The sequence below is a fragment of the Spirosoma aerolatum genome (assembly GCF_002056795.1).
Classification (GTDB): domain Bacteria; phylum Bacteroidota; class Bacteroidia; order Cytophagales; family Spirosomataceae; genus Spirosoma; species Spirosoma aerolatum.
On the sequence record NZ_CP020104.1, the window covers coordinates 5,610,354 to 5,623,485 of the forward strand.

Here is a 13,132-nt window from a genome sequence, read left to right on the forward strand (position 1 = left end):
TCGCTCCTCTCTTTTCCGGCCTTGCAACAACCCTGAAAAAGCGGGGACGGGATTGTTTTTGCCCTTTGCTTTCCAATTCAATCGAACAAAAACTGGTTAAAAGTATGAAAAAATTCCGGGATTCCTTTACCCTCTTTACCCTTATGAAACTCACCTGTTTACCGTTACTCATTACCCTGGTTTCGGTCAGCCTGACAGCCGCCCGGGACGGTATGGCGCAGGATTTATTGAATCGACCGATTTCCATTCAATTCGAGAATCGGGATTTAAAAACCGTACTCCGCCGACTCGAAAAAGCGGCTAATATCAAATTCACCTACGTACCTCAGGTGGTTGAAACGCAGCAGAAAGTATCGGTTCGGGCCAGCAACGACCCACTCGAAACGGTACTGGAACGACTACTTAAGCCTTTGAATATTAGCTATCAGGTGTCTGGCAATTACATCGTATTGCGAAAGGAACCAACCAGTTCGGCAATGCCCACGCCCGACATGATGTCCGTCGATCAGCTCATTACCGGCTCCGTAGCAGATGAAAAGGGCGAAGCGCTTCCGGGTGTTAGTGTTCTGCTGAAAGGAACCCAACGCGGTACAACCACCAACAGCCAGGGTACGTTTCAGCTTGCCGTTCCCGAAAAAGGGTCTGTGCTGGTGTTCAGCTTCGTCGGCTACCAAACCCAGGAAGTTACCATTGGAAATCAAACCGCCCTCTCCATTCGCTTAATCACGGACGACAAGGCACTTAGCGAGGTCGTTGTCATTGGCTACGGTGCGGTCAAGAAACGCGACCTGACTGGCTCCGTAAGCTCTATCGGAACTAATGAGCTTAAAGCACAACCGATTTCGTCGTTCAATCAGGCGCTCCAGGGCCGGGTCAGTGGTGTACAGGTTACCAATGCCTCGAATGCGCCCGGTGGTGGAGTAACGATCCGTGTGCGGGGAGGCAATTCGATTTCAGCCAGTAACGACCCGCTGTATGTGATCGATGGCTTTCCCGTAACCAATCCGGCATCGGCTCAGGGGGCTAACGGCTCGGCCAATTTCCCGAACGTATTGTCGACCATCAACCCCAATGATATTGAGAGTATTGAAGTCCTGAAAGATGCATCGGCTACGGCTATTTACGGATCAAGAGGGGCCAATGGTGTAGTGCTGGTAACGACCCGACGGGGTAAAGAGGGCATGTCGAATATCGATTTCGAAGCGTATTATGGCGTATCCAACATTGCAAAGATGCTCAATCTGGCTACGGCCGAAGAGCAAACGGCCCTCAAAAACGAACAGTTGCGCAACCTCGGCTTTTCAGAACGCTACGGCTACACACCTGCCTACCCAAAAAAGCCATCGGACTATGGCGTCGGTACCAACTGGCAGAAGGAGATTTACCGGGCCGCACCTATGCAGAACTACCAGCTTTCAGCTTCGGGTGGAACCGACAAGCTCCGGTACCTGATCAGTGGCAGTTATTTCAACCAGGATGGGATTGTGATTACCAACAATTTCAAACGGTATACCGGGCGTATGAACCTGGATGCCAAACTCAGCAATCGGCTGAAGATCGGCACCAATTTTCTGGTTACCTATAGCATCAACAACGGCATCAACGAAGCCGGAACCAACGGGCCCGTTGGTGCTGCCCGGACCATTTCGCCAGCCAGCCCGGTCTATGACGCTACCGGAAACTGGCAATTGCTGAATGTTGGTCCCGGCTCAGGCATGGCCAGTATTCCCAATCCGGTGGCCGTACTCCGCACCTCGACCAACGTATTGTATACCAGTCGAGTGCTGGGAAACGTATTTGCTGAATATCAGATTCTGGACGGTCTAACCGCTCGGGTCAGCGTTGGTACCGATCTGCTCACCAGCCGGCGCAACGTATTCTACACACCCCAAACGCTGGTAGCCAACACCTTAAACGGCTATGGTTCCAATGGAAATTCCAGCAACGTGAATCTCTTAAATGAAAATACGCTGACCTATACGCGTACGCTGAACACCAACCATGCCTTCGACATTGTGGCCGGACTTACTTTCCAGTCGAACCGCGAAGACCGCACGTATCAGGAAGCGCAGAATTTCGCCAACTATACGCTGGGTGCCAATAACCTAGGGCAAGGTTCGGTATTGATCGCTCCGACCACGACAGTTCAAAAATGGGGGCTGAACTCGTATCTGGGTCGGGTCAATTATCGGTTCAAAGACCGCTATCTGTTTACGCTAACGGGCCGGATCGATGGTTCTTCCCGGTTTGGCACGAACAACAAGTATGGCTTCTTCCCATCAGGAGCCTTTGCCTGGCGGGTATCCGACGAACCCTTCCTGAAATCGAGCCCGGTAGTAAGTGATCTGAAATTCCGATTGAGCTACGGCTTTACAGGTAACGATGGTATTGGGTTGTACAATTCGCTGTCTTCCTACGTAACCTCCCGCACCGTCTTTGGCGATACTGAAGTACTTACGACACAGGCATATACGATAGGCAATCCCGATCTGCGCTGGGAGAAAACCGGCCAGTTTGATGCGGGTGTCGATCTGGGGTTCCTCAACAATCGCTTTCAGGTAACAGCCGACTATTACATCAAGACGACCACCGATCTGCTCCTGGCCATTGATCTCCCCGCCACCACGGGCTTCACCACCGTAACCCGCAACATTGGCAGTCTACAGAACCACGGCTTTGAGCTAGGCATTTCGTCGGTCAATACGACCGGCCAGGTTAAATGGACAACCTCCGGCAATCTGTCGTTCAACCGCAACAAAGTCCTGAAACTAGCCGATGCCGATCAGTATCTGGTTACCGACCCGAATACCGGTATGCAAACCATTGTGAAAGTAGGTGAGCCCATTGGCTCGTTCTATGGGCGCGTGTTCGATGGGGTCTGGCAATCGACCGATGCGGTTAAAGCTGCCGGAACACTGGCGCAAACGGGCGATCTGGGTGGTGCTCCTCGTTTTAAAGATGTGAACGGCGACGGCGTTTTCAACAACACAACCGATCGGACTATCATTGGCAACGGCTTACCCAAGTTTATTTATGGCCTGACGAACACCGTCTCCTACAAAGGGTTGGATTTGTCAGTATTCATTCAGGGTGTACAGGGCAATCAGATTTTCAACTACACCCGCAGCGTTACCGAAACCGACCCCGGCGCCACACCGCTGAAAAGCTTTATCGACGACCACTGGCAAACCGATAAGCCTTCCAACAACCGCCCGTCGGCCCGGCAGTGGAACATTTCGAACAGTTCGTACCTGATCGAAAATGGCTCTTTCCTACGGGTAAAAAACATCTCGCTGGGGTATCGGCTGCCCATTAAAACAAAAGCTATCAAAGCGGCACGGGTGTACATCAGCGGGCAAAACCTGCTCACGTTCACCCAGTATTCAGGCTATGACCCGGAGGTAAACTCGAATTTTAACAGTAATACCACCTACGGGATCGACAATTTTGCCTACCCGATTTCCCGTACCTACACGATTGGTGGCACCCTTACTTTCTGATCTCTCTTATCATCCGTCAAACGACACGAATAAATCCGATGACTGTCATGAACCGAATCCTATATCTACTCACCTTTCTAAGCGGCCTGCTGGTTACGGTTGGTTGCCAAAGCAATCTGGAAGAAGTTCCACTTAGTTTTTTGAGTGAGTCCAATTCATTTAACAATGCAGCCGATGCGACTACGGCTATCAACGCTGTTTACGACCGGGCCAAGGCCATTTACCAGATGCCCATGATCATCCTGGGCGATTTAAGCGGAGAAGACCTCTGGGTCCGCAGCGATGGCGATCCGGTCGCTAACGAAATCGACCAGTTCAAATACACGGCTTCTACCAATTATTTCGATAGCTTTTATACCAGTTCCTACGTTACCATCGACCGGGCTAATCGGGTGATCGAAAACGTGCCCAAAATCCAGATGGACACGAAGTTGCGGGATCAGATTGTGGGTGAAGCCAAGTTTCTCCGGGCGTTGCATTACTTCAATCTGGTTCAGGCGTTTGGCGATGTGCCGCTGGTGGTAAAAACAACAACCGATGTGGTCAACGTCAAAATTCCCCGCGACCCAACCGACAAGGTATACCAACAGATCATTCAGGATTTGCAGGATGCCGAAAAAGTATTGCCTGTCAGTTATACAGCCGCTGGCGAAATTGGCCGGGCTACCGTCGGAGCGGCTAAGTCGATCCTGGCCAAAGTGTACCTGACCCGTAAAGACTGGACCAATGCGGCTGCCAAAGCCAAAGAGGTAATCGACGCGAAAACCTACAGCCTGGTGCCGGATTACAAGGATGTGTTCACCCCGGAAAAAGAAAATGGACCAGAACACATTTTCTCGATTCAGTTTAGCTGTATCCAGCCTAAGTACGGCAGCTCGATGGCTTCAAATTTTGCCATTTATTTCAGCTATCCTATCAACCTGACAGGTGGTTCATTTCAGGTGACCGACTCGTACGCCAACTCGTTCGTAGCGGGTGATTACCGCAAACAGGTTGCCGTCATTACTCAGAAAACCCTGGCCGACGGTACGGTTGTGCAGTCGCGTACGGGTCCACACCTCGATAAATATTGGGATTATAATGCCTGTGGGTCTTCATCGGCCCGTAACAACTTCCTGGTCATTCGTTATGCCGATGTGCTGCTCATGTATGCCGAAGCGCTGAACGAACTGAATGGGCCCAGTGCCGAAGCGTATAACGCCATCAATCTAGTCCGGGCGAGGGCACGAAAAGGGGCTTCGACGGGACCACAAGATCTGGCCGGACTAACACAGGCTCAGTTTCGCGACGCGGTATTGCAGGAACGAAGCTGGGAGCTGGCAGGCGAAGGGCATCGTCGGTGGGATCTGCTTCGGACGGGTAAATTACTGGCAGCCGCCCAGAAGCAAGGCTACGCAGTTACTGACAAATACCTGCTTTTCCCAATTCCGACGTTTGAACGGGATGCCAATCCAGCCTTAACCCAAAACCCTGGCTTTTAGTAACGCGGGTGGAAACCCGCGCTATCTAGTTAAGATCGCGGGTTTCCACCCGCGTTACTAAAGGCGAATTCACCTAGTCGTCCGTTGATGGCTAGCTGACTCTTATCTATCCCATTTTTATCATGCAGTTAACAAAATCAGTTATTATGAAATCTATTCTAGCCCTTTGTCTGATGCTGGTCTGCTGGACATTTCAGTCGTTTAGTCCGCATCAGGCAACCACGTATGATATTGTCGTTTATGGGGGCACGCCCAGTGGAGTTATTGCCGCTGTAGCAGCCGCCCGCGAAGGAGCCCGTGTCGTACTACTGGAGCAAACCCGACACGTAGGAGGCCTCAATACCAGCGGTATCGGTACGGCCGAATCCGAACACATGATCGAAGAAACCATTTCGGGCTTACCGCTGGAATTCTATCAACGGTTAGGGAAATTCTATGGTCTCAACGGCCCTACGTTTTATTTTGAATCCCACGTAGCCGAAAAAACGTTTCTGGATTTGTTAAAAGAAGCTAATGTAACGGTTGCGTACGATGTCTTTGTTCAATCAGCTACCAAACGGGGGACAACGATTCAGTCGATTACGTTAACCAACGGCAACCGCTACACAGGCTCCGTGTTTATCGACGCTACCTACGAAGGAGATCTGATGGCCAAAGCAGGGGTTTCGCATACGCATGGCCGCGAAAACCGGGAACAATACGGCGAGTCGCTGGCGGGTGTCCGGTTTATTGACACGCCCATTGATGCCTCGCCCTACGATGACAATGGCAAGCTACTTCCCGGCTTTGTCGAGCGATCTACCTTAACGGAAGGACAGGCTAGTGATCGGGTGATGAATTACAATTTCCGGCTCATGATGTCGACCCATGCCGACCGTCGCCCGTTTCCTAAACCGGCCGCGTATAACCCCAAACGGTACCTGTTGCTCACCCGGTTGCTCAAAAACCATCCCGAAACAAAACTGCGCGACATCATCGATATGTATGCCTGGAATTATCCGAAGGGCAAGTTTGAAACCAACAATAAGCAGAAGGCAGTCATTTCGCTCGGGCATTTCGGTGGGAATGTCGATTACCCCGAGGCTGATTATAACCGCCGGAAAGCAATCTATGACGACCATAAAGCCTGGACACTGGGGCTAATGTATTACCTGGCCAACGACCCATCGGTTCCGGACGCCTTACGCCAGGAAACCGCTTCGTATGGGTTCAGTGCCGATGAGTTTACCGATAACGAAAACTTCCCGTATTACCTGTACGTACGCGAAGCCCGGCGTATGATCGGTGCCTACATCCAGACGCAGAAAGATATTCTGGACGAACGAACGAAACCCGATGCCATTTGCCTGGGCTCACACTGGATCGACAGCCACCACGTGCAGCGGGTAGCCGTTTCGAAAACCCAATTTGTTAATGAGGGGCGCATCTGGGAGTCGATTACCCAACCGTACGAAGTATCGTACCGGGCCCTTACGCCTAAACCAAATGAATGTACCAACTTGCTGGTTCCGGTCTGTGTATCGGCTTCGCACGTAGGGTTTTGTTCATTACGGGTGGAATCGACCTGGATGCAACTGGGCAACAGCGCCGGTATCGCAGCGGCTATGGCAGTCCGTCAGAAAAAAGCTGTTCAGCAACTGGCCACCAGGGAATTGCAAACTAACCTACGGCAGAAAGGTGTCATCATTAGTATTAATCACCAGACCTGGAATGGTACCAAAGACATAAAATAAAGCTGTGGTTTTGTGGAGTCGGTTTCTCAAAACCGACTCCACAAACGTTCTCAACGTTTTGCCCCGACAAAAGCCAGCAAATCACGGTAGATAATGTTGTTTTTCCAGAACAACTGCGTAACCATGCCAACGTGCTTTTTATTGGGCATCCTGGTAAACTCATGGTTAACACCCAGTGCTTCGAGCCGCTGAAGAAATAGTCGGGTACTTTTAATGATGCTCGGATAGGTTTGGTCTCCTACATATACCAGCATGGGGGGCGTATGGGCCGTCAATGAATATAAAGCTGATACACTCCGCCAGACAGCCGGTTTTTTCCCGAAAGGAATCAGGTACTGCTCATCATTAGGGTAGTCCATTCGGCTGAGGTAGTCAAACATATCTAACCCGGCCGGATCATCAAGAATCACTCCTTTCACAGGATTGGGCGACATACCTACTTTAGCCAGAATCTGGTCGTCGGTAGCCAGTAAGGCGGCTAACCCGGCTCCAGCCGAATGTCCCATCAGAAAAATACGCGACGAATCACCTCCGTATTCGGCAATATGCTGGCTCACCCAACGAACGGCCTCTGCACAATCGGCCGCCATATCAGGCACTTCAACAGCGGGCGCCAATCGGTAATTGATCAGCACAGCCACCACACCCAGTTTGGCCAAACGGCGGCCTATAAACGCATAGATATTCTTGCTACCACTGCTCCAACTACCCCCGTGAATAAACATGACCACAGGTTTTGACCGGGATGGATTGCCGGTAGGGGCATAGACATCCAGACTATTGCGCTCGACATCATAACCGGGCGCGTTGGTTGGTCGGTAAGGAATATCGTTAATACGTCGGCTGGAACGGGCAATGGCATATTCATTCACCAGGATCAACACAACAATAAGCACAAACAGTATAAGGGGAATTTGCCAGAGCAATCGCAGACGGGACATATTGGACAAGCTCATCTTGAAGAATCAATCGCTGTTTGTAGCGACAGCCAAATGGATGATACGCCAATATATACCCCAAAAACCATGTTGTGGATTAATATTTTTTAATTCTATCGGTCAAAATCATCATTCGTCGCTCTACCACAACCCAATGCGCGGACTCATTCCTTCGAACATAGTTGGTTGTAGGAAGCGACCATTTCGCCAAATTCCCGCCAGCTACGGCGGGTAGCCGACGGGTAATTTCGAATAAACGCCGGGCAGTCGCCAAAGAGTTTGTCATGAACGACTTCCATATCGCCCCGTTTAGCCACCCAGCTTTCCTGTCCATTCTTGAGTACGATATAGCTAAAGTCCTGGTAATCGGTCTCGACGGTGAAGTTGCCAAAGGTAAATTCGGTCGTTTTCTTCCAGCCTGCGGCATCAAAATACAGGGCTACACTACCGCCAAACGGAGTTAATCGCTCCAGCAGCATCGGCTTCCCATTTCGACGCGGATTGGGCACCCGTTCAAAAACAACCATTTCCCGCTGACGGGGAATATATCCCGTAGAATACGAAAATTCAGGAATCCACTGGGCAACCAACCGAAGATCATCCCCTTTCAGTTTGATTTTATTGGTATCGCTGGTACGAATCAGTATACTGGCGGGCGAATCGTTTATTAGCGAGCCTACCCGTACCTGCCCACGAAGGGTATCGTTCTGGAGCGTAACCACATAGCCATCTGTCCACATGGTAATGGCGCCCAAGGGAACATACTGGCCAAAACTGGTGCTGCCGATTAGCAGGAAGACTATATACACAAACAGTTTCATGAATTGATACGATTAACGGTTGCCCAAAACTAGTGAGTTGCCCCTACGACCGAAATACCCTTTTCTCTGAACTGTCGAATAAGCCGGATGAAGTGTGCCAGTAGCGCAACAGAATACGGTTGTTTTCTCACTACTTATTGCCTCGAGGCCACCTGTTACCAACTCCAACTGGCCTGCCGCCTGCCCAACAGGCTACCTTTACATCGGTTTACAACCCTTCCTCTTTTTTAACGCCCTGCCCTTGCTGAACAGTCATTCAACCTATTTGAACAACAACCTTATGAACTCCCTCTTTCTTACCGTTTTGGCCGCCGGATTATTCCTTGTTGGGTCGGTACAGGCGCAGTGCCCACCCACACTGACGAATGGAAAGTTACACGGCATACTACCTGTTATGAATCAGGCCGTCACCTATACCGAAGTCGTTGATTGCGGAAGCGTATCCCAGGCCGAGTTGTTTCGTAGAGCCCGTCTGTGGCTTATGCAGTCGAGCCATGCAGCAAACGACAACGTTTCGCTGAGTGACAAGGAAACGGGCGATCTGGTCGGTCGTATGACGCAGGTGGTAACGTTACCCCGCTCAGAGAGTTCGGCCGGTGGCGTCTATTCGTTCCGCTACAGCTTTATTGTAGAATGTACCAACCGAAAATACCGGGCCACCATCACGCAAATTACGGTTGAGGACGCCGGAAGCGCTCGGTCGACGCCTATCGAGCTATATTGTCAGAAAGGCGACAAAGATCTTCAGGCTATTTACGCAGAGCTTGATAAACAGGTTAAAAATACGCTGACCCTCCTGCAGGAAAACGTGAAAAATTACAAACCGTTTTAACATGAACCGTTTGCTCCCTTTTTTGCTCGGCCCCGAATTCGTTTGGGTAGGCTTACTGGCTATTACCGGGTTATTTATTTCATTCAGCCAACCGCTGCCACCAAACGATCACGACAAACTGCTCAATGCAGGCTGGTTTTTACCGGGGCTGGGCGTACTGCTCGCGTTCGCTACACTGTACTGGGTTCCGGGTGGACAATGGTGGTGGCTTCTTCGGGTTGGATTGGCCAGCCTGGTCGGGATTTTTCTGGTCGTTAATTTCCTGTGCGAAGCCGCTATATACAACGACAGCCGCGATTCAGGGATTGGGTCGGCCTATATATTGTTTATCGGCCTGGGAATTAGCGTACTGGCAATCATGGGTTGTATTGCGGCTGTCTGTTTCATTGCCAAATGGCCCTTTCTGAACATTTTTAAATGGATGCTCATCGCACTGGGTACTCTGATTGTTTTCGGTGGCTTCATTGGCTGGCTGGCCTCATTTGGCAACCACAAAGCCTGACTATTCGGACGGGGCGTTTGCCATCCAATTTTCACGCATTCATCAACCCTTCTCCAAATTAGTCAACGGCTTTGCCTAGAAAACCTGGCTGTTTGCCAACAACCCGGCCGTATTCGGGTTATTTCGGTACGTATTAAGCATATACCATTGGTCATTACATGACCAAAACCGAATAATAAGAAACAGCAATCGTATGGCAACGAAACGGGTAAAGCACTTTTTTGCAGATGCCTGGACTGTACTTCGCGATTCATTCAATGGTTTTCAGAACGATCGTTGTTTGAAACTGAGTGCAGCCCTGGCTTACTATACTGTTTTTTCACTGGCTCCTCTGCTGGTACTGATCATGTCGCTGACCAGTATTTTTTTGGGGGAAGAAGCCATTCGCGGACAAATTTTTGGCCAGATCAATGGCCTGGTAGGCAACGAAGCCGCCAAGCAGATTCAGGACATGATCAAAAGCGTGGGGCTGTCGGGCAAAACGAATACGGCGCTGGCCGTTGGAATTGTCACGCTGGTGATTGGCGCCACCAGTATTTTCATTGAGATTCAGGATTCGGTCAACCTGATCTGGCGGGTGAAGGCTAAACCCAAACGTGGCTGGTTAAAACTGATTAAAGATCGGCTTCTGTCGTCGTCGCTGGTGGTGAGCCTGGGGTTTCTGCTGCTGGTCTCGCTGGTTATCAACGGGCTGGTGCTGGCGTTGAGCAATCAGCTGACCCGTTTACTACCGGGCCTGGGCGTGTACATCGTTATGGCATTTAATTTCCTGCTCAGTACATCTATCATTACGATTTTATTCGGCATTATTTTCAAGGTACTACCCGACGCGAAGATCGCCTGGAAGGATGTTCGTTTGGGCGCTGTTTTTACGGCGTTACTGTTTATGCTGGGTCGTTACCTGATCGGCCTCTACATCGAAACCACCAGCACCAGTTCGACCTACGGAGCGGCCGGGTCACTGATCGTTATTCTGACCTGGATTTACTACACAGCTGCTATCCTGTATTTTGGAGCTGAGTTTACACAAGCGTACGCCAATCATTTCGGCGTTCGCATCGAACCGGCCGATTATGCCGTGTACGTCGAGCAAACCGAACGGGAGCGGGATGTATCCGAAATTCCGATCGAAAAAAAAGTGGAACAGACGAAGCAGTAGTTTTTGGTTTGAGGTTTGGTACTGGTACACTTGGTATCAGGCACAACTAAACCTCAAACCAAAAACTGAAAATATGGTATTGGATTAGCCAATCTCTAAATGATTTTAACATAAAGTAGTCCTATTTAGAGAAATAATCTTTTTTTTACACGCTAATTCCCAAAACCAACTTATCGCGCTGTTACAATGAACCAGCTTAACCAGACAGATTACATAATTTTCTTACTGTATTTTATCGGTGTTTCTTCCTACGGATACTGGATTTACAAACAAAAACAGAAAACTAAACTCGATACCAAAGATTTCTTCCTGGCCGAAGGGTCGCTGACCTGGTGGGCTATTGGGGCTTCGCTGATCGCTTCCAACATCTCGGCTGAGCAGTTTATCGGCATGTCGGGTAATGGGTTTACGTTTGGGGTAGCTGTGGCTGCTTACGAATGGCTGGCCGCCGTGGCCCTGATCATTGTGGCGGTGTGGTTTATGCCTATCTACCTCAAAAACCACATTTACACCATGCCGCAGTTTCTGAAAACGCGGTATAACGAAACGGTCAGTCTTATCATGGCTATTTTCTGGCTGTTTCTGTATGTGTTCGTCAACCTGACCTCTATTTTGTTTCTCGGCGCTCTGGCCATCAGTAGCCTGGTAGGTCCTGCGTCGTTTCATCCAATCGTTATTGGCCTCAGCATCTTCGCGCTGATTATTACGCTGGGCGGTATGAAAGTGATTGGGTATACCGACGTGTTTCAGGTCGTCGTGCTGGTGATTGGGGGCCTGGTAACGAGCTACATTGCCTTAACACTGGTCAGCCAGAAATTTGGCCTGGGCAACGATGTAGTGGCCGGTTTCTCGGCCATGATGAAAGATGCCGACGACCATTTCCACCTGATCTTTGAAAAGCCCGGCCCGAATACGCCACAGGTCGAAGTAAATAAATACCTGACGGTTCCGGGTATTACGATGTACTTTGCTGGGCAGTGGATTGTGAACCTAAACTACTGGGGCTGTAACCAGTACATTACCCAACGTGCGCTTGGTGCCGATCTGAAAACGGCTCGTACGGGTATCCTGTTTGCGGCCATGATCAAGCTGTTTATGCCGCTGATCGTGATGCTGCCGGGTATTGCGGCCTATGTATTGTATAAAAACGGCAGCCTCCAGAGCGAAATGGCTCCCGGTGGTAAACTCCTGGCCGACAACGCGTATTCGGCTATCCTGTCGTTCCTGCCCAACGGTCTGAAAGGTTTGTCGATGGCCGCACTGACAGCCGCTATTGTGGCGTCGCTAGCGGGTAAAGCCAACTCGATTTCAACGATTTTCACGCTCGACATTTATCACAAATACATCAAGAAGGACGCCAGTGAAAAGCAGTTGGTCTGGGCCGGACGGGTTACCATTCTGATCGCCATGCTGCTGTCAATCGCGCTGACCTGGAAAGATGCACTGGGTATCGGTCGTGAAGGTGGCTTTACGTTCATTCAGAAATATACAGGATACCTCAGCCCCGGTATTTTTGCGGTGTTCCTGCTGGGTTTCTTCTGGAAGCGTACCACGGGTGCGGCTGCTGTAGCCGGTATTCTGCTCGGCTTTGCCCTAACCACGTTGTTCAACAACTTTGCTCCTGAGTGGTTTGGTCATGAAACAATCCTGTACACGGCCTTCAAAAATGCGGATGGCGTATACGAAATTCCGTTCCTGGTAGCGATGGGCTGGGCATTTTTCTTCACCGTTCTGGCGATGGTACTGATTAGCCTGACAGGCCCGGCGGTGAATCCGAAAGCGTTCAAGATCGATACCAGCATGTTCCGTCTGCCACCCACCGTTACAGCGATGATTACGGTTATTATGCTGATTTTGACGGTACTGTACGTTCGTTTCTGGTAATAAAAGAGAGGTAAAAGGCATCAACGTGTAGCCGAATGATGCCTTTTACCTCTCTTTTATTACTATACCAATACCTACTCACTGGTTGATGCACAGAATTGCTTACATTTGAAACTATGCAGGTACAGGTAGATATAGGATTTGACCAGTTGGTAAAAATTATTAAAGCGTTGCCTTCAAAGGAGCTTCAACGATTGAAGGCTGACATTGAGAGGCAAGCCGATGACTACAGCCAGCAAGTTGATTGAGAGAATCTGTTGTTAAACGGACCTATTGCGACCC

Annotated in this window: 9 protein-coding genes; 7 read left to right on the forward strand and 2 right to left on the reverse strand. The window is 50.1% G+C overall.

Annotated elements, in window-relative coordinates:
* Positions 1-104: 104 nt before the first annotated feature.
* The 3 genes from B5M13_RS23230 to B5M13_RS23240 all read left to right on the forward strand — a co-directional run bounded on the left by B5M13_RS23230 (position 105) and on the right by B5M13_RS23240 (position 6,714).
* Entirely contained in the window at positions 105-3,500 is a 3,396-nt protein-coding gene (locus B5M13_RS23230) for a TonB-dependent receptor (protein WP_080057940.1), read from the forward strand.
* Between the two features lie 47 nt (positions 3,501-3,547).
* A complete protein-coding gene (locus tag B5M13_RS23235; protein ID WP_170061179.1) occupies positions 3,548-4,981 on the forward strand; it encodes a RagB/SusD family nutrient uptake outer membrane protein in 1,434 nt (477 codons plus the stop codon).
* 146 nt (positions 4,982-5,127) lie between these two features.
* Positions 5,128-6,714 (forward strand): FAD-dependent oxidoreductase, encoded by a 1,587-nt coding sequence (locus B5M13_RS23240; protein ID WP_080057942.1) that lies wholly within the window; start codon positions 5,128-5,130, stop codon positions 6,712-6,714.
* A 50-nt stretch (positions 6,715-6,764) separates the two neighbouring features.
* Here the strand turns inward: B5M13_RS23240 and B5M13_RS23245 are convergent, their stop codons facing one another.
* Together B5M13_RS23245 and B5M13_RS23250 are read right to left on the reverse strand one after the other, a co-directional pair.
* Positions 6,765-7,655, reverse strand: coding sequence for an alpha/beta hydrolase (locus B5M13_RS23245; RefSeq protein WP_080057943.1), 891 nt, complete (start codon positions 7,653-7,655; stop codon positions 6,765-6,767).
* A 161-nt stretch (positions 7,656-7,816) separates the two neighbouring features.
* Positions 7,817-8,473, reverse strand: coding sequence for a hypothetical protein (locus B5M13_RS23250; protein ID WP_080057944.1), 657 nt, complete (start codon positions 8,471-8,473; stop codon positions 7,817-7,819).
* A 280-nt stretch (positions 8,474-8,753) separates the two neighbouring features.
* On the opposite strand from B5M13_RS23250, the gene B5M13_RS23255 reads away from it, so the two are divergent.
* The 4 genes from B5M13_RS23255 (at position 8,754) to B5M13_RS23270 (ending at position 12,850) form a co-directional block, all read left to right on the forward strand.
* Positions 8,754-9,305, forward strand: a complete 552-nt coding sequence (locus B5M13_RS23255; protein ID WP_080060050.1) for a DUF4468 domain-containing protein — start codon at positions 8,754-8,756, stop codon at positions 9,303-9,305.
* Between the two features lies 1 nt (position 9,306).
* A complete protein-coding gene (locus B5M13_RS23260; protein ID WP_080057945.1) occupies positions 9,307-9,807 on the forward strand; it encodes a hypothetical protein in 501 nt (166 codons plus the stop codon).
* Between the two features lie 193 nt (positions 9,808-10,000).
* Positions 10,001-10,966: a YihY/virulence factor BrkB family protein gene (locus B5M13_RS23265; RefSeq protein ID WP_080057946.1), complete on the forward strand. Its 966-nt coding sequence runs from the start codon at positions 10,001-10,003 to the stop codon at positions 10,964-10,966.
* A gap of 186 nt (positions 10,967-11,152) precedes the next feature.
* The gene (locus B5M13_RS23270; RefSeq protein ID WP_080057947.1) at positions 11,153-12,850 is read left to right on the forward strand and encodes a sodium:solute symporter family transporter; all 1,698 of its coding nucleotides are present in this window, start codon (positions 11,153-11,155) and stop codon (positions 12,848-12,850) included.
* Positions 12,851-13,132: the final 282 nt, after the last annotated feature.